Annotated in this window: 19 protein-coding genes; 9 read left to right on the forward strand and 10 right to left on the reverse strand. The window is 40.9% G+C overall.

The window, feature by feature from the left end:
- The 3 genes from PSF31_RS04645 to PSF31_RS04655 all read left to right on the forward strand — a co-directional run.
- Nucleotides 1-980: hypothetical protein (locus PSF31_RS04645; RefSeq protein ID WP_336298885.1), on the forward strand; the 980-nt coding region annotated here is incomplete at its 5' end.
- A 639-nt stretch (nucleotides 981-1,619) separates the two neighbouring features.
- Nucleotides 1,620-2,429 carry an HTH-type transcriptional activator RhaS gene (rhaS, locus tag PSF31_RS04650; protein WP_096865091.1) on the forward strand — a complete coding sequence of 270 codons (810 nt, stop codon included), beginning with the start codon at nucleotides 1,620-1,622 and terminating at the stop codon, nucleotides 2,427-2,429.
- A gap of 42 nt (nucleotides 2,430-2,471) precedes the next feature.
- Nucleotides 2,472-3,329: a helix-turn-helix domain-containing protein gene (locus PSF31_RS04655; protein ID WP_096865090.1), complete on the forward strand. Its 858-nt coding sequence runs from the start codon at nucleotides 2,472-2,474 to the stop codon at nucleotides 3,327-3,329.
- A 36-nt stretch (nucleotides 3,330-3,365) separates the two neighbouring features.
- On the opposite strand, the gene rhaM is transcribed toward PSF31_RS04655, so the two are convergent.
- The 6 genes from rhaM to rhaB all read right to left on the reverse strand — a co-directional run bounded on the left by rhaM (nucleotide 3,366) and on the right by rhaB (nucleotide 9,567).
- Nucleotides 3,366-3,680, reverse strand: a complete 315-nt coding sequence (rhaM, locus tag PSF31_RS04660) for an L-rhamnose mutarotase (protein WP_096865089.1) — start codon at nucleotides 3,678-3,680, stop codon at nucleotides 3,366-3,368.
- An 11-nt stretch (nucleotides 3,681-3,691) separates the two neighbouring features.
- Nucleotides 3,692-4,843 carry a lactaldehyde reductase gene (gene fucO / locus PSF31_RS04665; protein WP_096865088.1) on the reverse strand — a complete coding sequence of 384 codons (1,152 nt, stop codon included), beginning with the start codon at nucleotides 4,841-4,843 and terminating at the stop codon, nucleotides 3,692-3,694.
- 39 nt (nucleotides 4,844-4,882) lie between these two features.
- Nucleotides 4,883-5,917: an L-rhamnose/proton symporter RhaT gene (gene rhaT, locus PSF31_RS04670; protein ID WP_004259701.1), complete on the reverse strand. Its 1,035-nt coding sequence runs from the start codon at nucleotides 5,915-5,917 to the stop codon at nucleotides 4,883-4,885.
- 74 nt (nucleotides 5,918-5,991) lie between these two features.
- A complete protein-coding gene (gene rhaD / locus PSF31_RS04675; protein WP_004259698.1) occupies nucleotides 5,992-6,813 on the reverse strand; it encodes a rhamnulose-1-phosphate aldolase in 822 nt (273 codons plus the stop codon).
- 10 nt (nucleotides 6,814-6,823) lie between these two features.
- A complete protein-coding gene (locus PSF31_RS04680) occupies nucleotides 6,824-8,074 on the reverse strand; it encodes an L-rhamnose isomerase (RefSeq protein ID WP_004259694.1) in 1,251 nt (416 codons plus the stop codon).
- A 44-nt stretch (nucleotides 8,075-8,118) separates the two neighbouring features.
- Nucleotides 8,119-9,567 carry a rhamnulokinase gene (rhaB, locus tag PSF31_RS04685; RefSeq protein WP_164560883.1) on the reverse strand — a complete coding sequence of 483 codons (1,449 nt, stop codon included), beginning with the start codon at nucleotides 9,565-9,567 and terminating at the stop codon, nucleotides 8,119-8,121.
- A 181-nt stretch (nucleotides 9,568-9,748) separates the two neighbouring features.
- On the opposite strand from rhaB, the gene PSF31_RS04690 reads away from it, so the two are divergent.
- On the forward strand, nucleotides 9,749-9,964 hold the full coding sequence (locus PSF31_RS04690) for a YccJ family protein (RefSeq protein WP_047756975.1): 216 nt from the start codon (nucleotides 9,749-9,751) through the stop codon (nucleotides 9,962-9,964).
- Between the two features lie 260 nt (nucleotides 9,965-10,224).
- Here the strand turns inward: PSF31_RS04690 and PSF31_RS04695 are convergent, their stop codons facing one another.
- Nucleotides 10,225-11,979 carry a sigma 54-interacting transcriptional regulator gene (locus tag PSF31_RS04695; protein WP_096865087.1) on the reverse strand — a complete coding sequence of 585 codons (1,755 nt, stop codon included), beginning with the start codon at nucleotides 11,977-11,979 and terminating at the stop codon, nucleotides 10,225-10,227.
- 347 nt (nucleotides 11,980-12,326) lie between these two features.
- On the opposite strand from PSF31_RS04695, the gene dpaL reads away from it, so the two are divergent.
- The 5 genes from dpaL to PSF31_RS04720 all read left to right on the forward strand — a co-directional run bounded on the left by dpaL (nucleotide 12,327) and on the right by PSF31_RS04720 (nucleotide 19,251).
- The gene (gene dpaL, locus PSF31_RS04700; RefSeq protein WP_096865086.1) at nucleotides 12,327-13,544 is read left to right on the forward strand and encodes a diaminopropionate ammonia-lyase; all 1,218 of its coding nucleotides are present in this window, start codon (nucleotides 12,327-12,329) and stop codon (nucleotides 13,542-13,544) included.
- Nucleotides 13,545-13,558: 14 nt separating this feature from the next.
- Nucleotides 13,559-14,749, forward strand: coding sequence for a YgeY family selenium metabolism-linked hydrolase (locus PSF31_RS04705; protein WP_096865085.1), 1,191 nt, complete (start codon nucleotides 13,559-13,561; stop codon nucleotides 14,747-14,749).
- A 52-nt stretch (nucleotides 14,750-14,801) separates the two neighbouring features.
- Nucleotides 14,802-16,400 (forward strand): N-acyl-D-amino-acid deacylase family protein, encoded by a 1,599-nt coding sequence (locus PSF31_RS04710; RefSeq protein WP_096865084.1) that lies wholly within the window; start codon nucleotides 14,802-14,804, stop codon nucleotides 16,398-16,400.
- A gap of 70 nt (nucleotides 16,401-16,470) precedes the next feature.
- Nucleotides 16,471-17,877, forward strand: a complete 1,407-nt coding sequence (hydA, locus tag PSF31_RS04715; RefSeq protein ID WP_096865083.1) for a dihydropyrimidinase — start codon at nucleotides 16,471-16,473, stop codon at nucleotides 17,875-17,877.
- Between the two features lie 27 nt (nucleotides 17,878-17,904).
- On the forward strand, nucleotides 17,905-19,251 hold the full coding sequence (locus PSF31_RS04720; RefSeq protein ID WP_004259669.1) for a cytosine permease: 1,347 nt from the start codon (nucleotides 17,905-17,907) through the stop codon (nucleotides 19,249-19,251).
- Nucleotides 19,252-19,456: 205 nt separating this feature from the next.
- On the opposite strand, the gene PSF31_RS04725 is transcribed toward PSF31_RS04720, so the two are convergent.
- The 3 genes from PSF31_RS04725 to dcuC all read right to left on the reverse strand — a co-directional run bounded on the left by PSF31_RS04725 (nucleotide 19,457) and on the right by dcuC (nucleotide 23,244).
- Entirely contained in the window at nucleotides 19,457-20,506 is a 1,050-nt protein-coding gene (locus tag PSF31_RS04725; protein WP_004259666.1) for an asparaginase, read from the reverse strand.
- Between the two features lie 72 nt (nucleotides 20,507-20,578).
- Entirely contained in the window at nucleotides 20,579-21,853 is a 1,275-nt protein-coding gene (locus tag PSF31_RS04730; RefSeq protein ID WP_004259661.1) for an amidohydrolase, read from the reverse strand.
- A gap of 26 nt (nucleotides 21,854-21,879) precedes the next feature.
- Nucleotides 21,880-23,244 (reverse strand): C4-dicarboxylate transporter DcuC, encoded by a 1,365-nt coding sequence (gene dcuC, locus PSF31_RS04735; protein WP_004259659.1) that lies wholly within the window; start codon nucleotides 23,242-23,244, stop codon nucleotides 21,880-21,882.
- Between the last annotated feature and the right edge of the window lie 21 nt (nucleotides 23,245-23,265).

Consider the following 23,265-nt stretch of genomic DNA (forward strand, 5'->3'; position numbering starts at 1 on the left):
AACAAATGAAAAATAACAAAAAACAATCAATAAAAGCACTGCAAGGTATATTAGGGATAATGCTTCTAGCCTTTGGTCATGATGTCTATGCAGGCGCGGATTGTGTCCCTAACGGCGGACACAACTGGAACCCTTCACCGCTGATAAATATAGATATGAACACGACGCCTGGTTCAGTCCCTGCGGGTACGCTACTAGGAACGGCATCGACAGGTTTTTTTTCATGGAGATGTAATTTTAGTGGAAATACACAAGATAGAATGATTTATTTTGTTAATCAAACACCAGCAACAACAAAAGCGTATTTATTGTCAAACGGTGTTCGGCTCTATCAATATACGGACCGAAATAAACCCGTAGAAATTACCGCGACAAACACACCTAGAATAGAAGTAGGGTATTGGAATCCAGGTCAGTATAATATTGCTTTCATATATATCTATGAGCTCAAAAGAGGTGTAGGGCCGTTAAAATCGTTTGATACGGGTTTATTTACTGTGGGCTATCATGTTGATGGAACAGGCCGAAATTTTGGCGATATATACCGTGCCCAAATTGTGGGAAAACTGGTGAACTATTGCCCAACACCGATTGTCCGCATGAGCGATAAAGTGGTTGATTTTAAAGAACTCACGGCGGAAAATTTTGAAGGTGGTCAAATCGTTAGAGAAAACTTTTCATTAGATTTAGTGCCCGATTCAACATGTGAAGCAGCATTAGAAGTTAGTGTTGCATTCCAAAGCAACAGCGGCGTGGTAAATAAAAAGTACATCGTCTTTGACAATGGCCTACAAGCTGCAATTACAGACAGAAGCAATAACCAACAAGTTGCGTTTGATCAGTATTACTATAAAGGAAGTATCAGTAAGCAACAGCCCGGCTATTTCCCTTACAGTGTCGAGTTATCCAAGAAAGATGCTGAAGCCATTAAATCAGGGCAGTTCAGTAATACCGTGAATGTTTTATTTACTTACCGTTAGTAAGTTTTAGGTTTGTATTAAGTCAATATCACTTCTATGCGGTGGTATTGGCTTAGCCTAAAATGGCGGAGAGATAATGAGGTTTTTCTGGTTTAAAATTACACAGGCATTTTGTGTTGTTTTTGATGGAATTATTTAATTTAGGGTAGTATTCAATAATTCCCTAATGACTATTTAGGGTCAGCAGTTTGAGATACTAAAGGTGTCTTTTTTATGTTTTAAATCAATATATTATAATAAGTTTTCTACTTTTCCGTTAATACATTTCAATCCAACTCATCCTACATCAAGTATCTGTTATTGGTATCTCTTGATTCAATTAAAGCCGTAGAGAATCTGTACCCTTTTATGTTGTGGCTCGCTTACAACAACGTGTGATCGTTATTATACGCTATGTGCTACAGAGACGGTGTTCTTAGATAGAGTGGCTTTTATGTATCTAGGGTCACATTTTGTACATTTACTTGGTGAACTCTTGAAAATATCGCCAATAACGCGTGATTACTTGGTCATAATTTCAAGGCGATTTTGGATGAGATCAATAGAATAGGGATATAAGGGTATTTACGATAATCCCACGAACGATAAATAAACCATGGTCAGTTTTACGGGCGAGAAGTGTTTATTAGGAGATCTTTCATGAAATTATATAGCGAAGATTTTTTTATCACACCGCAGCAGCACATTACAGTTGAGCCAAGGGTACCTCAGCCTATTTTTCCTGAACATACACATGATTTTAGTGAGATCTTTTTGGTAACTCAGGGTATTGGCCTACATGTACTTAATGGGAGGCCTTATACATTATGTCCTGGGATGGTGTGCTATATAAAATCCTGTGATTATCACTTATTTGATAATGTTTCCAACCTAAATTTAACCAATGTACTTTATCGCTCAGACTCCAGTTTTACCTATTTAAATAATATCAGTCATTTTTTTCCGACAGATGCTGAAAAAAACATTTCACATTGGCTCTTAAATAAAGAGCATTACAATAAAGCACAACAAATTATTGATAAACTCAACGAAAGCGATGGCTCTGATCTTGCTTATACTGAAAGCCTTTTTTTGCAGTTAATTGTTAATTTACAAGATGGCCGTTATAACCATATTGGTGAAGGGAATAATGAACAACGTATTATCCAGATGTTACGCTGGCTAAATATGAACTTTACCGAAGATGTCGATTGGGGGCATTTAACCACTCAATTTTCAGTGTCATTACGGACCTTTCATCGTTATATGAAAAATAATTTAGGCATATCACCACAAAATTACTTAATAAAGTTGAGGCTATCAGAAGCTTATTACCAAATTCGTTTTTCAGATAAAACCATTACGGATATTGCATTGGAAAGTGGCTTTAATGATAGTGCATATTTTTCGACGTGTTTTAAAAGTGAGTATAATTTCACACCCCGTGACCTGCGTCATTGCAGTAATTAAAAAAGATCGTAATGATCATCCCTACACTTTTTTGAGGTGATCATGATACAAAGCATTCTTTCGATCAACAGCAGTGATTATTTTATTAGGCCTGAAAATACCGTGACGATAGAAATGCGGGATTCTCAGGAAGATTTTATTGTTCATAGCCATAATTTTAATGAGTTTGTGATTGTTTTTTCAGGAAATGGTTTACACCATTGGAATGGTATTGATTATCCAATTACTTGTGGAGATCTGTTTTATATTAATGCGGAAGATTGTCATGGCTATCACTCAGTAAATAACTTAAAACTGGTTAATGTATTATATAAACCTAATGAGTTTCTCATTAAAAAATCTATTGAAAAGTATGTTCCATTAAGTTATCAGCCGATAACATCTAGGCACTGGAAATTGCCGCCTTCCAGCTTATCAACGTTGACGCCCATTATTGAGAAAATGGCATTAGAATGCCAAAAACCGGATATTCCATCTATTCATCTTTGCGAAGGCCTATTTTTACAGTTAGCTATTTATATTTATCGTTTACGTTATCAGCCAGATCAAGCTCCAATAAGTTTATTACACCAAATGGATCAGCTAATAAACTGTTTAAATTTAAGTATCAATACGTCATTTTCATTAGAAAAATTTGCTCAGGAGCATCAGATGTCTGCGCGTTCATTGCAGCGTTTATTTAAGTCGAAAACAGGAATGACGGTAATGGAATATCTGCAACAATTACGTTTGTGCCAAGCGGCGTTATTATTGCGTAGTACCTCGTTGTCGATTAGTGAAGTCGCTGGGCAATGTGGTTATGAAGACAGTAATTATTTTTCGAGTGTCTTCCATAAAAAAATGAAAATGACAGCAAGTGCATATCGCCGTTGTTTTTTACAAAAAGATAAATTGAGGTAAGTGCTAGCCAATAGACTAGCACTGCCTAGGGGGAGATTAGTCTAAATAAAATACCGACCTTAACTCATCACTGATTGGGCTATTGTCAGGGTTTGATGGCATAATATCCGACATATATTTCCACCATTTTTGGCACACTTCCGTTTGTGCAACGCTATCCCAGCGTTCCTGTGATTCAATTTCCACGTAGCCGAATAATAAATTTCGTTTGTTATCTAAGAAAATAGAATAGTGATGTGCGCCATGTTCTTTGAGTGTCAGCACTAATTCAGGCCAAATTTCATCATGTCGGCGCTGATATTCTTGGTGGGCGTCAGGAGCAATTTGCATCACAAATGCTTTTTTTATCATGATATCACCCTCTAATAAATCGCTTGATATAATTCAGTGATGTCTTCTAATGTGGTGTCACGTGGATTACCTCCAGTACACACATCATCAAAGGCGGCTTGAGCAAGGGATGGAATATCTTCCAGTTTCATGCCGATCTCACGCAGTTTTTCAGGAATACCAACGTCCTTGTTTAGCGCAAAAACAGCAGCAATGGCGGTATTTCTGGCTTCTTGAAGTGAAAAGGCATCGATATTTTTTACACCCATAGCACGAGCGATATCTCGATATTTTTCCCCAGTATAATCAGCGTTATACGACATCACATGAGGTAATAAAATGGCGTTAGCGACACCGTGTGGAGTATTGTAAAACGCTCCAAGGGGATGAGCCATACCATGAACTAACCCCAAGCCAACGTTAGAAAAGCCCATTCCTGCCATGTATTGTGCTAGTGCCATCGTTTCAACACCTTGCGGGTCGCCCTTAACGGATTGCCGCAACGAATTGCTGATCAACTCAATGGATTTAAGGTGTAGAGCATCGGTAAGTGCCCAAGCCCCTTTCGTGATATAGCCTTCAATAGCATGGGTGAGAGCATCAACGCCAGTTGCAGCCTTTAAGCTTGCAGGCATGGATGCCATCATTGATGGATCAATAATGGCAACAATCGGAATACTATGGGGGTCAACGCACACAAATTTACGGCACAGCTTGTTATCTGTGATGACATAGTTAATCGTGACTTCAGCTGCAGTTCCTGCGGTAGTTGGGATTGCGATAATAGGAACTGCTGGGTTTTGGGTTGGAGCGACACCTTCTAAGCTCACCACATTTTCGTATTGTGGGTTATTGATAATAATCCCAATCGCTTTAGCGGTGTCTTGTGGAGAACCTCCTCCGATAGCGATAAGACAATCTGCATTAGATTGTTTGAAGTGTTTTAGCCCTTGTTGGACGGTATCAATGGTTGGGTTAGGAATAACACCATCATAAATGGCGTAGTCCAACTTAGCGTCATCTAATAATTTGGTGACTTTACTGACTACATTATATTTAACCAGATCCGCATCCGTGACAATCAGTGCTTTGTTAAATTGGCGTTTTTGAATTTCCTCGACAAGGTGGTTAATTGCCCCTTCGCCAAAGTATGAGGTTTCATTAAGTATCATTCTATGGGTCATCGCTGACCTCCCAATCAATTAAAATAAAAAACTGTTACATTAGGCGGCCATTCCCAAGCCAACAATATTTGCCGCTAAGATAATCACTAAACAGCCTAAACATAAAATTCGAACGGGTTTTCTGCCGGTGCCTTTCCATTCTTTTAGCGCTAACCCCACGATACCGCCACACAGAACATAGAAACTCATATGTAGCATCCAGCTCATAAAGCCGTATTGTGACGGGATATTTGCATGTCCCCATGCGTAGAAGAAAAATTGGAAGTACCACATAGCGCCACCTAAAATGGCAAATAAAATATTGCTGACCAGTAGGGCTTTGGGGACAGAGATATCTGATTTGAAAGAGATATCTTTACGATAGATAAGTCTAATAAAACAATAGCCTAAATTGATTAATGCACCGCCACCCATGATGATGACGTAACTTGGTAATGCTACATAAAGAGAAGAAACGCCAAGGGCAGCGGACGCCTCGTGCATAGGGACGGCTGCACTCATTGCGAATGACATACCGGCTGAGAAAATGCCGCACATGACTGCCAGTAATAAGCCTTTTTTCAGGTTGAACTCTTCGGCTTGCACTCCGGTCGCTTTTTCTTTCAGTAACCCGGCATAGGAAACGATGGCAACCCCAAGAACAGCCACAAGGACGCCAAGAATTGTTAATTTTCCACCCGTAGAGGCAATCAATTCGCCAAATGTGCCTTGAATAATTGGGGTCATTAATGTACCAACAATGAGCGTAATACCAATGGCAATTCCGATGCCCATTGACATACCTAAATAGCGCATAGTCAGACCATAGCCAATATTACCCACCCCCCACATAGCACCAAATAAAAAAACGGGGATCAGAATATTTGCACTAAAAGAGCTGTAGTAGGCCCAAAAGTCAGGAAGTAAAATATAACTGATGGTCCAAGGTAAAATAATCCAAGAAAAAATCCCGGCAATGGACCACATAGTTTCCCATGACCAGTTTTTAACTTTTTTTAATGGTGCGTAGAAGCAAGCCGCCGAAGCTGCGCCGACAAAATGCCAAAAAATACCGAGTAAAATTCCACTGCCCATGAACTATTCCTCACTGTTTATTATCGTTTTAATTTCTCTGTGGAAGGGAAGGCCTATCCACAGAGAAACAGGCTTTATTTCAATGCATCAGACATTGGTGTGACATTGAATCGCTTGGCAAGCGCAATCAGATTCTCTGTTGAAATAGTTTGTTTTTTACCGCCCATCGAGAGAACTTTGACAAGTATCTCAGCGGATTTTTCTGCGGTATCAATTAAACCAAAAGCGTCATCTAAGGTTGGGCCGGAACCAAAAATTCCATGGAATGGCCAAAGTACTAAGCCATGTTGTTTCATTTGTTCCGCTGTTTCTAAGCCGATGCCATCTGTGCCAGGCACCATCCATGGCAGCACACCGATACCATCAGGGAAAACAACCAAACATTCGGTACTCATTTCCCATAAATGACGCGTGATGGATGCACTATCGAGCGGTAAAACATAGCTCAGCGCAATGATATTGGTTGCATGGCAGTGCATGATGACGCGGTTAGCGCCATTAGTGGCTTGCATACGTGTGATATGTGATTGAAAGTGAGCAGCAAATTCCGAGGTTGGTATTGCACCATTCACAAAGCCCCAAACAATATGGTAACCCTGACCTTCATTATCGATACGAACTAGACCCAAGTTATCTGCAGGGTCTAAGGCAACATTACGGAAAAATTTACCAGAACCTGTGACAATAAAATATTGGTTTGCTAGCTCTTTAACCGGTTCAGTTGTTTCGATATAACGCGGGTCAGCGTGAAAAGTGTGTTTAAATGGAGCAACATCGTCTTCAGTTAGTCGTAAGCTCACATTACCGCCATTACGTTCATCCCAGCCTTTGAGCCACATATCGCTGGTGGCTTTTATCATCCCTTGGACAAACCAAGATGTCAGAATATCTTGCATACAATTCACCTTAACGTGTTAATAATGTTGATTTTTCGTATTGTTTAACTTCATCTAACCATTTTTCGCCTACAGGAACATTGTTGCGTTCGCAGTATTCATCCCAAACAGCTTGCCATGGCAGGCATTTTTGTTCTTCCAATAGCGCGAGGCGAGCTGTGAAGTCCCCTTCTGCTTCGAGTTGACGCAGTCTTGCGGTTGGTTCAAGTAAGGCGCGTAGTAACGCTTTTTTCATATTGCGAGTCCCAATGACCCACGCAGCAATGCGGTTAATCGATGCGTCAAAGAAATCGAGACCAATGTGCACACGGTTTTTTAAGTTATGGCGAATGATTTCATTGGCAATCGCTTGAGTTTCATCATCAAGTAAAATGACGTGGTCACTGTCCCAACGCACAGGACGGCTGACGTGCAATAATAGGCGTTCAACATAAGGAATGACGGCTGAAATTTTGTCTGAAATAACCTCGGTTGGATGGAAGTGGCCGGCATCTAAACATAATGCGGTTTTACGTGTGATGGCATAGCCCAAATAAAACTCACTGGAGCCTGCGGTGTAAGATTCGGCACCAATACCGAATAACTTACTTTCGACGGCATCGATATGATATTTAATATCAATTTTTTCACTGATAATTTCATCCAATGACTCGACTAACCGTTGGCGTGGCGCATAGCGGTCGACGGGGAGATCTTTCATGCCGTCAGGGATCCAAATATTCATTACGGAAGCACTATTTAATGACTCGCCAAAATACGCAGAAATACGGCGACAAGCTTGTCCATGGCCAATCCAATAGTCTCTAATTTCCTTATTACTGTGAGTTAGCGTCGCTTCGCTACTGAGTGGATGGGAAAAATAAGAAGGGTTAAAATCGAGCGCGATATGGTTTTTTTTCGCCCAATCAACCCAATTGGCAAAATGGCGAGGTTCAATTTCATTACGTTCGACGGCGGTATCAGCTTCGAGATAAAGAGCGTGCAGGTTAACGCGTTTAGGGCCAGGAATTAAGCTCATTGCTTTATCCATGTCTGCGCGTAATTCAATCGCATTGGTCGCTTTGCCGGGGTAATTACCTGTAGCTTGAATACCACCGCTTAAAGCGGTTGCAGATTTTTCAAAGCCAGCTACGTCATCTCCCTGCCAGCAATGCATCGATACAGGCAAGTCAGCCATGGCTTGCATCGCCAGTTCAGTATCGATACCAAGGTCAGCAAAACGTTGTTTGGCAATAAGATAACTTTCTTTGTAATTAGACATGAAATTTTCCTTATAACTTATCGATATACGGTTAATAACCTGAGTTAGGCCGTAATGGTTTTAAATCGTTTCCAAGGTTCATCCAGCGCGATGCTTTGAGGTTGAAACCAACAAAGCTCGGTATTTTCTGCAATAATGGTGCGCAGGGTTGGTACATCTGGAATGGTGTTTAGGGCAATCAACTGATACCCAATGTTTCCTAAGGTGGACGCTTCAATCGGGCCTGTGCTCACAGGGACTCCGCAAGTGTTGGCGCAGAGTTGGTTAAGTAGGGCATTTTGGCTACCACCACCGACGATATGCAGCTGTTGTAATGGGGCATGGTTTATTTGCTGTAATTCAAGAAACACTTGACGATAAAGCAGTGCTAAGCTGTCGAAAACACAGCGAGCTAGCTCAGGGATAGTATTTGGGACGGGTTGTTGGTTTTCCTGACAAGCCTCTTTAATGGCCTGGCTCATCGACTCAGGGTTTAAGAAGCGGTTATCATTGGGGTTAATAAGATAAGTGAAGGCAGGGATAGCTTCTGCTGACGCAATTAGGCTGCAAATATCTTGCACGTCATGTTCAAGACAAATGCGTTGGAATAACCATAACCCCATAATATTCTTTAGGACACGGTAGTGGCCATTTACTCCACCTTCATTGGTAATATTGGCAGCAAATGCGTATTCACAAGTACAAGGAGTAGTACGTTCGAGGCCCATTAATGACCAAGTTCCTGAGCTTAAATAGGCACTATGGCTATCGGCTATCGGCGCCGCAATAACAGCGCTAGCCGTATCATGGCTTGCTACGGCAATCACCGGAATTTTTTTACCTTTGGGCGTTTGCCAGTGGCCAATGATATTACCTGGTTGCTTGATTTCACCTAATAAACGGCGTGGTATTTGTAGATACTCGACTAACTCATCATCCCAATCACTTGTTTCCAGGTTAACCATTTGGCTGGTGGAAATATTGGTATATTCATGGTTGATTTGCCCTGTCAAACGGTATGCGAAATAATCAGGGATCAATAATAAATGGTGTGCTTGTTCCAGCCATTGAGGGTGTGATTGTTGCAAGGACTTCAATTGATATAAGGTATTGAAAGGGAGAAATTGGATCCCTGTTTTTTGGTAGATATTTTGAACACCAAGGTCGGTTTGGACTTGCTCCATGACACCTTGGGTGCGGTTATCACGGTAAGAGAAATTGCGACCGACGGTGGCACCATCACGGTCAAGTAGAACATAATCAACGCCCCAAGTGTCGATGCCAATGCTGTCAATATGGATGCCAGATTGCTCTACATGGTGTAAGCCAATCCGTATTTGAGCCTCAAGATCATCCAGATCCCAATAACAATGATCACCTTCAGTGATCAAATGGTTTGTAAAACGATGAATTTCATCTAATGATAATTTTTTATTATGCACATCATAGCAAGCCAACATGACACGACCGCTAGATGCGCCTAAATCAATAGCAACAACATGGCGAATATTCATGACTTTTTAATCTCTATTACTTAACTTATAGTCATATACTAGAGATAGTGAATAGTGAGCGCGTTTAATAGAGCGTCACTAAAAAGGAAAAATGGCAATATATTTAAAGTCGTAGTGATCTTATTCACAGACTTGAAATCTCTCAGTGTTTTTACCAGAACCATTTAATCAGGAGCGAATAATGAAAGACCCTCACCATATAGCCGAATGGGCTAAAGTTAGAGAAACCTCAATTGAAATTGCTCAAGCTATTTTTGAATTAGCGAATAATGATGAAGTATTAGCGGAACAAATTTGGGAAGAAGGTTCTGATGAAGTTTTACCTCTGGCCTTCTCGAAGACCACCGCGGATAGGCTATATTGGGGGGAAGAAACCATCGAAAGGAAAAATGTATAATTCGTTTTGTGTTCTTCTGAAGAGATAAAAACCTCGCGTTGGCGAGGTTTTTATTGGCGATCATAAGGTGTTAATTTATCTTACTTGCCATTAAAAGATGAGATATTTTGAGAAGGGCGTAAAAACAAAAGTAAGATAGCCATCACAAAATGACCATTCGCTTTGTGACTGTTTGTATAGCAGTAACAGTTGGTTGGATTATTAGTAATAAGTACGATAAGTCAGGCACTGAGAGAAATATTAGTGCCTAGATATGAAGGTCAGCTGGAAATATCGTATTTTTTTAATCGGCGATACAGTGTCGCAATACTTAAACCTAATATTTGTGCCGCTTCTTTCTTTCCTCCCATGGAGTAACCCGTTTTTTCAAGTACGTGTTGTATGGTTTCTTTCTCATAATGGTGTACAGGCAGTGCAGTGGTTTTTGTAATGTAATGTATTGATTCTGTTGATGAATTTGTTTCTGTAATATACTCAGGTAAATGGCTATGGTTCATTTCAGGCAGATCGCCTTGCATTACATAAATATACTCGATGACATTACGCAGTTCACGTATGTTACCCGGCCAATGATAGCCATATAAATAATTCATTACTGTATCAGGGATCTTTTGCTTTTCTCTATCATATTGCATTGAAAATTGGTCAGAAAAATATTTCGCTAAATCAGCAATATCCTCACGATGCTCCCGTAATGCAGGAACAGGGATCGGCACAACATTTAATCGGTAATATAGGTCTTCTCGAAACGTTTTGTCTTCGACCATCTCTAATAAATTTTTGTTTGTGGCTGCAATAATGCGGACATCGGTAGGTATTTGGTTATTTGAACCAACTCGGGTGATGGTTTTATCTTGTAAAACACGCAGTAGCTTAGCCTGTAATAACAAAGGCATATCACCAATTTCATCGAGAAATAGGCTACCTCCATGGGCTAATTCAAACTTACCTATACGCCCTTTAGGATCTGCTCCGGTGAATGCGCCTCTGATATAGCCAAAGAGCTCGCTTTCAAGGAGTTGCTCTGGTATTGCCGCACAGTTTATGGTGACAAAGGGCTGAGCATGTCGAGCACTTTGTGTATGTAGAGCATAAGCGACGACCTCTTTTCCTGAGCCACTTTCCCCCGTGATCAGTACATTTGCATGACTGACAGCGACCTTCTTGATGGTTTGTTTGAGGTTCATCATAGTCAATGAATTACCGATTAACTGTGAAGGGGCTTCGCTGATTTCAACGGATGATTGATTGACATGAGTAATATAATCACGGGCGTCCTGAAAAATGATCATGGTTAACGTATCATTTTCCAGCGAAGTAAAAGTAACATTACGGCAGAGTACATGATAGCGCTGGCCTTCTAATTCTAACCATGCTTCTTCATCGCCATATAAAATATCCCCTGTAAGTTCAAAGGACAGTGATAGGCCTATAATATCTTTATTAAAAAAGCGGGATGCAGAGCGGTTGGTATGCCAAATTTTTTGTTGGCTATCAATGGCTATTACGCCTCTATCCATAGCATCAATTAATCGTCGAAATGCATGTAAAGATTCTTGGGCTCTCAAGCGTTCAAGACACTCAAATACCTTACTCGATATCATTTCGGCTATTTGTTCGATGAATGTGATGAATTTATTGAGTTGCTGAAGTAATACGGCTCGCTGTTGTTTGGTTGAGCAAATAATGCCAATGACACCAATGACTTTACCATTTAAAAAAATCGGTGCGTTAAGGTCTAATTCTTCCGTACAGGTTTCTCTATTTTCACATAGATGGCAGAGGTTATTTTCCCCAGGATCTTTAATTAATACGGTTTCTTGTACTCGTAAAACATGACGATAAATATAGCCGTTACGTGAAACGTTTTGATTAAGCATGTGTTTGTAATAACCCGTTCCTGCAATACGGATCAGATATTCATCAATAATTTCGACATCTGTTCCGGTCACGCCAGAAATAGCTTCTGCGTAATGGCAAATTTCATTTTGGATAGTACTCAGAATGGATGTCATTTTTTCCCTTGTTATCAAAATTGATAAATATTAATAAATTTAATTGAGGTGATAATTATAATTTTATTTTTAAATCAATATATTAAATTATTTATATATCGCCATCACACTATTTATCATATTTGATAATTTATCAATGAGGTAAATCAATGATATCGAATTTAGTAAAAGCAATTCTATATGGTTTATTTTAAATTTTGTTTTATATCAACTGGCTACATTATTTTCTCATTATAATTATACGTAAATGCCGATCTTGGCATGTGTATTGCTACCTAAGCTGTAAACCTATTTTTTATTAAGACTTAATTGTCTTGTTTATTAATAATAAGTTCATGAGGTTTTCCATGCAGGAGCAATTAAAGTACTACATTAATCACAGCCGTTTTAAGCAGAAACCTACGGCGAATCTTGCCTCTTTTTCGCAAGCTGAATTACATAAAGCGTGGCAATTTCACCGCTCAATTCCTGAGTATGCACCAACACCGCTCTATCATTTACCTGCACTCGCCAAGTCATTAAATGTCGGACAGATTTACTTAAAAGATGAGTCTCAACGCTTTGGCCTCAAGGCATTTAAGGCATTAGGTGGCGCCTATGCAATGGCCTGCCATATCGCCGAAGAGTTGGGGAGAGATATCTCTGAGCTTCCTTATAACGTTATGGTCAGCAATGAGGTTAGAGAACAATTAAATGGCATTACTTTTGCCACCACGACGGATGGCAATCATGGGCGAGGCGTGGCGTGGATGGCACGTCAACTTAAACAAAAATCAGTAGTTTATATGCCTAAAGGTTCTTCCCATGAACGCTTAGATGCCATCTTGAATGAAGGTGCGACCGCAGAAATTGTAGATATGAATTATGACGATGCGGTACGTATGACAGCCGAAATGGCAAGAAAATATGGCTGGGTGGTGGTGCAAGATACCGCTTGGGCTGGCTATGAAAAGATCCCGCAGTGGATTATGCAAGGCTACAGCACGTTAATGTTTGAAGCTTTGTCACAGTTACATGAAGTGAAACCGACTCACGTTTTTGTTCAAGCTGGTGTTGGCTCATTTGCTGGCATGGTGCAGGGGATGTTAACGGCGCTTTATGGAGAGGATAGACCGAAAGTGATTATTGCTGAAGCTCAAATTGCGGATTGCCTTTACCGTTCAGCGGTTGCTGAAAATGAAGAAGCGATCTCTGTTGGGGGCGATCTACAAACAGTTATGGCTGGGCTGGCATGTGGTGAAGCCAATATTGCAGGTTGGCAATTATTACGAGACTACGCCGATGCTTTCTTTTCTTGCCCTGACTTTGTCGCAACGCGAGGGATGCGGATATTAGGTAACCCATTACCGACTGACCCTCCGATTGTTTCGGGTGAATCTGGTGCTGTCACTACAGGGTTACTTTCTATTTTAATGCAGTCCCAAAATTATGCTGATGTGCGCAACAGGCTGGAACTGAATGAAAATTCACGCATTTTGCTTATCAGTACTGAGGGCGACACGGATATTCAACGTTATCGGGATATTGTTTGGGATGGTGAGTTCCCAAGCTTTGGCCAATTTTAATCGGGGTGAAAAATATGTTTTCAGAAAATCGTCTTAACGAAGTCATCAAGAATTGTCAGGCTTTAGTTCGTGAAAAAAGTTACTCCGGTGAAGAGGGCAATGTTGTCCGTGTTATTAAATCCATGATGGAAGATTATGAATTTGATGATATTCATGTTGATAGATACGGCAATATCATTGGTGGAATTGTAGGGAAATACCCTGGAAAAACGCTGGTTTTTGATGGACACATCGATACGGTTCCAGTCGATGAAAGCCAATGGACGCAAGACCCATTTGGCGGAGAAATTAATGACGGCAAAATTTATGGTCGTGGTACGACCGATATGAAAGGTGCAGTTGCTGCCATGATTTCAGCCATTGGTTTTTTCGGCCAAGACTATCTGCGTGAGTTTGCTGGGAAAATTTATGTTTCCTGCATCGTACATGAGGAATGTTTTGAAGGTGTAGCGGCACGCCTAGTCACTGAAAAGTATCATCCTGATTATGTGGTTATCGGCGAGGCTTCTGAGCTTAACCTGAAAATTGGCCAACGTGGTCGCGCAGAGGTGGTGGTAGAAACATTTGGTAAGCCAGCCCACTCCGCAAACCCGCAAGCGGGTATTAACGCGGTTTATAAAATGGCGGCATTGGTTGAAAAAATTAGAACATTAACTCCGCCTGTTCACCCCGTTCTTGGTTTAGGGATCCTTGAATTAACGGATATTAAATCTTCACCATATCCCGGCGCATCGGTTGTCCCTGAATATTGCCGCGCGACTTATGACCGTAGGTTATTGGTTGGTGAAAGCAAAGATAGCGTAATTGAACCTATCCAAAAAGTGTTGGAAGAAATGATTCAGTTGGACCCCGAATTTAAAGCGCGGGTGTCTTATGCCTATGGTACGGAATCTTGCTATACCGGTAGTACCATTGAAGGAGAGCGTTTCTTTCCCGGTTGGGTGTTAGATGAATCGGATGAATTTGTGCAGTGTGTTTTATCGGGACTCAAAAAAGTCGGTATTAACCCAACCATTACCCAATATTCATTTTGTACCAACGGTAGCCACTATGCGGGGGAAGCCAATATTCCTACGATTGGCTTTGGGCCTTCCAGAGAAAATCTGGCTCACACCATTGATGAATATATCGAAATTGGACAATTAACAGGCTCAGTCAAAGGCTACTACAGCATAATTTCTAGTATTTACAATAATAACAAATAGTTATCTTTTGATGCCTTAGTGACTACTAAGGCATTGATAAAGGAAGAGAACAATGAAAACACTATTTAAAAATGCCACCATCATTGACGGTACAGGAGAAAGTCAGTATCACAGCGACTTACTTGTTAATGAAGGTAAAATTATTCAAATCGGCGATATTAGCGCCAACACTCAGGACCAGGTTATTGATGCAACCGGTAAAATCATTTGTCCCGGTTTTATTGATACGCACACTCACTCTGATTTATCGGTGTTATTAAACCCCGCAGTTTCCGCAAAAATTCGCCAAGGGATCACGACTGAGCTGTTGGGGCAAGACGGCGTTGCATTGGCACCTTTGCCTGAACAATATATTTCCGCGTGGCGTAAAAATATTGCTGGCCTCGATGGTGACTCTGATGAGATTGACTGGCACTTCAAAAATACAGCGGGATATCTCAACATGTTAGAGGCGCGAGGAAGCGCTACGAACCTCGCTTATCTTGTTCCCCACGGTAATATCCGTATGGAAGCCATGGGATTAGATGGTAAGGCATCGACGCAGGAAGATGTCGCCAAAATGTGCCAGATTCTTGAGCGAGAGTTACAAGCAGGGGCCTATGGGCTATCTACAGGCCTTATCTATATGCCTTGTGCTTTTGGCGATACCGCTGAGATCACCGAACTTTGCAAAGTGACAGCCAAATATAATGGGATTTTTGTGGTTCATCAGCGCAGTGAAGCGGATGACATCATTCAGTCGACTCAAGAACTTATTGATATTGCTCATGCATCCGGAGTTTGGCTACATATTTCTCATATGAAGGTCTGTGGTAAGAAAAACTGGTCACTGATCGATGAAATGCTATCGATGCTTGAACAAGCACAGCAAGAAGGAATACGCATCTCTTTCGACCAATATCCTTATGTTGCTGGTAGCACCATGTTAGGGGTGATTTTACCGCCGTGGGTGCATGCAGGTGGTACGGAAAAGCTACTCGAACGCCTGAAATCTTCTGAATTACGCCAACGTATGATTGACGATATCGAAAAAGGGATCCCTGGGTGGGATAACTTCATTGATTTCGCTGGGTTAGATCAAATCTTCATTACCAGTGTGAAGCAACAGAAAAACCAAGATGCAGTAGGTTTAAACTTAGTTCAACTTGGAGAGTTACGTGGTAAAGACCCTTATAACGCCACTTTTGACCTGTTATATGAGGAAGATAACGCTGTTGGAATGGTGGATTTTTATGGGACAGAAGAGCATGTGATTAAATTTTTGTGCCGCCCAGAGCAGAATGTTTGTACGGATGGCTTAATGGGGGCAGGTAAGCCTCATCCCCGTGTTTTTGGAGCATTTCCTCGAGTACTTGGGAAGTACGTACGCGAAGAAGCTTGTTTAACTTGGGAAGCAGCGATTCGCAAAATGACCGGCAAACCAGCAGAGGTTTTGGGATTAACCAATAGGGGATTACTTAAAGAGGGTTACCAAGCCGATATCGTAATGTTAGACCCACATACCATTACAGACAAAGGTACTTTTGTTGAACCAAATCAATACCCTGAAGGTATCGAGCTTGTGATGGTTAATGGTCGAATTGCGCTGTTTAATCACATTGAAAGTTATGCCTGCAGTGGACAAGTTTTACGGAAAGGAACGCTGAGTTGATCAATCAATAATAGCTGCAACACAGTCTCTTTTTCGCTGTGTTGTGACATAAAAATCGTTGGAGATAGTTATGTTTGACACAATTATTAGAAATGGGCATTTAGTTCTTGAAGAGGGTACGGTTCGCGCCGATTTGGCAATTAAAAAAGGCAAAATTGCTGCTTTACTTGGCCCTGATGAGCCCGCTGAATGCCAAAAAGAAATTGATGCGCAAGGCCGATTAGTTCTACCGGGTTTAATTGATGCGCATATGCACACACAGGCTCCATTTCAAGGGATTTCCCCGCAACTTACCTTTTATCAGCAAAGTATTTGCGCCGCATTTGCGGGTGTCACAACCTATATGGATTTTACCAATACTTGGAAAGGCTCAAGTGTTCTTCAGGCGCTAGATGACCGTATTGAGGAAATGATTGAGTCTGCGATTGATTTTAGTGTACATGGCAAATTTGTTGAAGCTAACGAGCAGTTATTAGATGAAATTCCACTTCTTGCGGCAAAAGGGTGCCCAACATTTAAATTATTTATGACTTACCGTAAAGAAGGTGTGATGGCAGATGATATGACTCTGATGCAGGTCTTTAAACGTGCAAAAGAAAATAACTGTATGCCATTGATCCATGCGGAAAGTAATGCGATAGCAGAAACCGCGGTGGATGAGTGCATCAAAAATAACACCCTAACTTGGCGTGACTTTGCCAATAGTAAGCCCGTTATTTGTGAAACAGAAGCCTTTGGCCGCGTGGCTAAACTCGCTGAATCAGTTGGTGTTCCTCTTCTGATTGTTCATACCACAAATGGTCCTTGTCTAAACATTGCACAACAAGCACAAGAGCGAGGCCAAAAACTGTATATCGAAACGGGCCCTCACTATTTAACGCTGTTCGATGAACTCTATGATGATATTGAAAATGGGCATCTGGCCATTTGTTCGCCTCCACTGCGCACTCGTAAAGAGCGGGATGAACTTTGGGATGGCATTAAGAACGGTACGATCACCTTGATTGGTTCCGATGATTGCACTTTCACTCGTGAGGAAAAGGAAAAGGCTTTACAGCGCGATGCCAATGGCAAAATTATCCCCGATTTTACTAAGGTGGTGAATGGGTTATCTGGCCTCGAAATCCGTTTTAATTTGATGGTAACCGAAGGTGTAGAGAGCGGAAAAATCACTATGAACCAAGCGGTTGCACTATGTAGCACTAACATTGCGAAAACCATGGGATGTTATCCACAAAAAGGGACGCTATTACCTGGAGCTGATGCTGACATTGTCATTTTTGATCCGAATGAGGAATGGGTTATTTCAGCCAATAACTTACACAGTGGTGCTGGCTATAGCCTACATGAAGGATATAAAGCGAAAGGAAAAGTTAAAACAACCCTTTTACGTGGCGAAATCATTATGGATAACAACACCTTTATGGGAAGTAAAGGCCAAGGGAAATTTATTAAACGTACTTTGAAATTAAACTAAAACGACAATAAATATGAGGCTAGACTCATGAATAATGGACAAAATATTTCACAGGAATTGCTTGCTAAAGCCAATCAGGAATTGCTACCTACACAGGAAAAAGACAGAACGTTAAAGACGCGCGACTTGCTGGTGCTTTGTTCATCGATGGTGATCAACGTTGTGGGGTTGGTGATCCCCGCTCAAGTACTTTTAAGAGGAGGATATTCCCCTATTGAAGTGTTAATTGCTTGTTTTTTCGGTTTTTTATTAGTCACCGTGTTAATTACGTTAACTGGTGATATCGGTACACGTTACGGTGTTCCTTTCACCATTTTTATTCGCGACTGCTTAGGAAAACAAGGGGCGAAAATTGGTGCGATATGTCGAGCCATCGTCTGTTTAACATGGTGCGGTGTGATTTTATTTTTAGGGACACAGGCGATTAATGCGATTATCGAAATTGTCACTGGGGTTTCCATGTTTTGGGTGATATTCATCACTTATGCATCCTTACAGCTATTCAATGCAAGCCGTAACGTAGACAGTATGAGTAAGTTTGGCACATTGGCAGTCCCCATTTTGGCATGCGGATTGGTGTCATTGGTTGCTTGGTTATTACAAGAACACCAAATTTCTTTACCCGATATTGTGACGGCTTCTCCATTAGAAGGAACCGGGTTCAGCTTTATTACTGTTATTGCTATCTTTAGTGGAGGATGGTTATCTGAAGCTCTAAATGGCAGTGACTTAACCAGAAAGCTAAAATTACCTGAAAACAGTGCATCAAGTAGCTTTTTTGCTCGTAATAAACGCACTATCTTTTGTTTTGGGCTTGGGTTTGTTGGTACAGGCTTATTGCTCACTCTTGCAGGACTGATTAGCGCTTATCTGACGAAAAGCGATAACCCTATTGGGATGCTACAAATTGCTTTTGCTGATAACGCAACCATATTAATTATTAGCTGTATTATCATTGTATTTGCACAATGGACCGTCAATACCTGTGCGAATATTTTTCCCGCAACATTAATTATGCTTAATTTCTTCCCTAAATTAACTTTCGCAAAAGCGACATGGCTAGTTGGGTTGATTAGTATTTTAATGATGCCATGGTTATTATTAAGCTACCTTGATTATGTGCAAATGATTTTCTCTGCAATACTCGCTCCCATATTGGCGATTATGCTAGTACATTATTACCTTATTCGTAAATGTCATCTTAATTTAGAAAACCTGTACAGCGATGATATTCCTAACTGGCGAAAACCGGGTATTACTGCGCTAGTGATTGGGTTGGTATCAGGTATGATAGGTTATAATTTTGCATTCTTTATTGCATTTCCGATTACAGCAATTATTTATTATCTACTAGCAAAGAAAGCCAATATTTAAAAATAGTAATAAAATAAAGCCAAATTTTAATTATTCAAATATTAGCCATTTAACTAAGTGGGGCACTAACGCTATCTGAATATTGATTATCTATATAATAAATTTAAACTTGTTTTTATAATTTATTTATTATCCTAGAAATAAGTATGATGAATGCTAAAAAGGCGTCTATATTTTAGACGCCTTTAATAATGAAGATATTTAATTAACGTTGGCTATCAAAGTAATTCGATATTTGTTTAAGATTGGCACCAGTTGCAAGGGCGAGTTGTAAGAGAATACGAGACTTTTGTGGGTTTAAAAAGCCAGACCCGATAGCAAATGATTTACTACTCACATAGCCAGAGCCTGTTCGGGTTGCCATCACAACAGGAATACCTTTGTCACTGAGCTGCTTAATTGCCTCCTCCATGTTACTTGAGACATTTCCATTACCACTGCCCGCAACAATAATCCCTTTGGCTCCGTTATTGATAGCGGCATGAAGCATAGCTGGGGTCTGGTCTTGGTAGGCATAAATAATTTCGACATTAGGGAGTTTATCTACCTTACTAACATCGAAAAAAGTACGGTCAACAGGCTGTGCAGGGGTATAGTAGAATTTGGGTTTTCCACTGACAAAGACTCCAAGATAGCCAGGTTCATAAGATTTAAATGCATCAGGAGTGGTTGAGTTTGCTTTGGTGGTATAAAAAGCAGAACCAATGCGGTCGTTTAAAACTACCATGACTCCGCGATTTTCAGCTTTCTTATCCGCAGCAAGTACGACGCTTTCAAGCAGATTCATTGGGCCATCTGCACTGATAGCGGTTGCTGGTCTCATGGCTCCGACAATAACGATAGGCTGTTTATTTTGGGTGGTTAACTCTAAGAAGAACGCTGTTTCTTCAATTGTATCCGTCCCATGGGTGATAACGACGCCTTGTTGTTTTCCTTCATTCAGTAAATGATTAACACGTTTACTGAGATTTAATAGGATCTCGCTGCTAATATTGCCGCTGATGGTGTTAGAAATCTGTTCTCCTTTGACGATAGCAACATCGTTGATTTCTGGCACGGCATTGATTAACACATTAATACCCAGTGAGCCCGCTTTATAGTCGGTGGTATCAAGGTTGGATTTGGAGCTTCCTGCGATGGTCCCCCCAGTGGCTAAAATAGTTACGTTGGGTTTAATGGCATCAGCTGCGAGTGAAACAGAGGTATATAAGATCAGGCTAGAAAGTAGTGTATTTAATAATGTCTTTTTCATCATATTTCCTTAAAAAAACCTTATAACATCATCAGCTATAAGGTTTCATAATTGGCTTATATTGATTTGCTGTTTTTATACGGATAAACGTTGTAGTAACCCTGTAAAGATTGAAAAACCAGTGAATAGCTGTTCTTCATCGATATCAAATTTGGCTTGATGGTGGCCAGCTTTGATATCAGATCCAATCACAAAATAAGCGGCCTTTCCGCCATGAGCTTGTACGCGTTTAATCAACAGTGTGGCATCATCACTGCCATTAAAATTCATGGTGCGCTGTACTTTTTTTACGGCTGGAATAGTTTGGGCTACTTCGGTGATATAGTCAGTCATTTCATCGTCAGGAATGAAATCAACGGCTTCCCCCATGACCTCAGTTTCGAGTTCAACATCAAAGCTGAGTGCTACACCACGTGCACGCCTTAAGGCTTCTTCGGTCATGTAATTGTTAATTTTTTCATTTTCGCCACGTACTTCAATTTGCATTTGTGCGTATGAAGGGATCACATTACGGCCTTCTCCTGCGTTTAATACCCCGACATTAGCGCGGGTCATTCCTTCACCGTGGGTAGGTAGGCTTAAAATCTGGATAGTCGCGTTACAAGCGGCGAGTAATGCATTTTTTCCGGCATGTGGCTCCATACCTGCGTGTGCGGCTTTACCTTTAAAACGTAGATCCATTTTTAATGTTGAAAGGTAACGTTCCGGTGCGGCTACAATCACTCCACTTGGGATATCACAGCCAAGATGCCCGCAAGCAAAGTAATCAACATCATCTAGAATGCCACTTTCGGCGATAGGTTTTGCTCCGCGTACACCTTCTTCAGCTGGCTGGAAAATGAGTTTAATAACACCTTTTAGTGAACTATTTTTATTTTCCATCAACCATTTTGCGACACCGAGGCCGATAGCCATGTGCCCATCATGGCCACAAGCATGCATATAGCCTTGATTAGTAGAGTTAAATCCTTCTTGATTTGGAATGTGCTCTGCCGTATCGGTTTCTTGTACATTGACACAATCAATATCAAAACGAAATGCGATAGTGGGCCCCGGCCGTCCGGTATCAAAGATTGCTGCACATCCTGTGTAGTCGCCGATCCTTTCGAGTAGCGCATCATCGACTCCACGTTCTTTGGCTGCGTGCTTGGCTTTTTCAACAATGGATGGATTGCGCCCACGAATAAAATCAGGGTTGATGATCTGCTCCCCTGTTAATACGTGGTGCCCCATTTCTTCAAGTATTTTAATTAAGGTCGCCGTGGTATAAAACTCCCCCCAACCCGTTTCTGGGTAACGGTGGAATTGACGTCGCCACGTAACTAATGAGGCATTATCTATTGTAGTCATTTTTATTTTCCTTTTAATAACCCATTCTACGCATACAGAAAATATGCATAAATTAACGTTGCTATCGTGCCTACCGCTAAAGGTACAGAGGTTCTTTTCACTACTTCAACAGGACTCACTTTGATTACCGATGCGACAATAATGACGACAGCTGAGACTGGAGAGATTGCTCGAACTAAGTTAGACGTAAATTGCATTGGAAGAGCAACCATAATTGGATCAACATGGGCTTGATTCGCTATAGATGGAATTAATTCAATGAAAGAATAAAATACCGCGTTACCACTACCGCTAATAAAGGTGATTAATGCTGTTAAGCCGGAGAAAATAAACATTAATCCAACGCCTGCATTATTCACGTTTTTGACCACGCCCGAAATCATATCGATGATGCCAATAGCATTAAGGCCAGCAACAAGCGTACCTGCGGCAACAATCAGAACAACAACTTGAGAAAAGCCTTCACCCATGCCTTTAAAAAAGAGCCCAGCTTGAACCATTTGTTCTTTTGGATTGCCTTTACGGATAAGTTCAGTGGCAAATGCAAGAATAAAAGAGAAGAGTGTGATTTCAACAAGCCCCACTTTAATTTCTCGAAAACAGAGTCCTAAAACGATAATTAGAATAAGTGGAACGAGCGGAAATAAGGCGTAGTAGGCAGGGGGTAGTTCTTTATTACCTTCGAGTTTACTTTCATCAACTTCAGTAAATGCGGATGCACCTTGGCGCTTATCCATATACTTTTGCCAAAAATAGTGTGCAAATCCCATTAATAATAAAACAGGAAGTGAGACAACAGCATGGTGTAACGTGACGTAGTCGACAACATGTTCAAAACCCAGTAATCGAGCCGCAACAACATTATCACCCCCTAGTGGTGTTGGCATAATTGTCGCCGTAGTTGCAATAATCCCTGCCGCTGTCATTGATGACATTTTGGCAGCTCTTAATATTGGATATAAGGTCGCCATTAAAATAACGGCTAATGAAGCTGCGCTGGGGATCACTAATGATAGTAAGTTTCCTAACCAAAAAACGATTGGGACTAGGATATAAGGAGAACGAATTTTTGAAATAGGTTTTGCGACTAAATGAACGGCTGCATCGTTTGCACCAATGCGTGACATATAAGAAGAAAAACCAAATAGGACCATGATTATGATCCCTGCGCCACCAAACTGTTTTATAAACCCTAGCTGTATTTGTTTTAGTGGATCAAGCCAAATATTCCCTGTACTTTGTTTTATATCTAAAATGGGCATCCCTAACATTGCTGCGCTGAGCATCAGCGCAATACCAGCAGTGAACAATACAATCTTTGCTTCGTAGTTCTTCGCAATTGCATAACCCGCCAGTATCAACACTATTACACTGATAAATATAACAGTCATAGCTGCCTCTCATTATTATTT

The organism is Providencia sp. PROV156 (assembly GCF_028480905.1).
Lineage (GTDB): Bacteria > Pseudomonadota > Gammaproteobacteria > Enterobacterales > Enterobacteriaceae > Providencia > Providencia hangzhouensis.

Coding starts and splice junctions, on each gene's coding strand:
- rhaS (WP_096865091.1), top strand. CDS start 1,620: ATGAAATTATATAGCGAAGATTTTTTTATCACACCGCAGCAGCACATT.
- PSF31_RS04655 (WP_096865090.1), top strand. CDS start 2,472: ATGATACAAAGCATTCTTTCGATCAACAGCAGTGATTATTTTATTAGG.
- rhaM (WP_096865089.1), bottom strand. CDS start 3,680: ATGATAAAAAAAGCATTTGTGATGCAAATTGCTCCTGACGCCCACCAA.
- fucO (WP_096865088.1), bottom strand. CDS start 4,843: ATGACCCATAGAATGATACTTAATGAAACCTCATACTTTGGCGAAGGG.
- rhaT (WP_004259701.1), bottom strand. CDS start 5,917: ATGGGCAGTGGAATTTTACTCGGTATTTTTTGGCATTTTGTCGGCGCA.
- rhaD (WP_004259698.1), bottom strand. CDS start 6,813: ATGCAAGATATTCTGACATCTTGGTTTGTCCAAGGGATGATAAAAGCC.
- PSF31_RS04680 (WP_004259694.1), bottom strand. CDS start 8,074: ATGTCTAATTACAAAGAAAGTTATCTTATTGCCAAACAACGTTTTGCT.
- rhaB (WP_164560883.1), bottom strand. CDS start 9,567: ATGAATATTCGCCATGTTGTTGCTATTGATTTAGGCGCATCTAGCGGT.
- PSF31_RS04690 (WP_047756975.1), top strand. CDS start 9,749: ATGAAAGACCCTCACCATATAGCCGAATGGGCTAAAGTTAGAGAAACC.
- PSF31_RS04695 (WP_096865087.1), bottom strand. CDS start 11,979: ATGACATCCATTCTGAGTACTATCCAAAATGAAATTTGCCATTACGCA.
- dpaL (WP_096865086.1), top strand. CDS start 12,327: ATGCAGGAGCAATTAAAGTACTACATTAATCACAGCCGTTTTAAGCAG.
- PSF31_RS04705 (WP_096865085.1), top strand. CDS start 13,559: ATGTTTTCAGAAAATCGTCTTAACGAAGTCATCAAGAATTGTCAGGCT.
- PSF31_RS04710 (WP_096865084.1), top strand. CDS start 14,802: ATGAAAACACTATTTAAAAATGCCACCATCATTGACGGTACAGGAGAA.
- hydA (WP_096865083.1), top strand. CDS start 16,471: ATGTTTGACACAATTATTAGAAATGGGCATTTAGTTCTTGAAGAGGGT.
- PSF31_RS04720 (WP_004259669.1), top strand. CDS start 17,905: ATGAATAATGGACAAAATATTTCACAGGAATTGCTTGCTAAAGCCAAT.
- PSF31_RS04725 (WP_004259666.1), bottom strand. CDS start 20,506: ATGATGAAAAAGACATTATTAAATACACTACTTTCTAGCCTGATCTTA.
- PSF31_RS04730 (WP_004259661.1), bottom strand. CDS start 21,853: ATGACTACAATAGATAATGCCTCATTAGTTACGTGGCGACGTCAATTC.
- dcuC (WP_004259659.1), bottom strand. CDS start 23,244: ATGACTGTTATATTTATCAGTGTAATAGTGTTGATACTGGCGGGTTAT.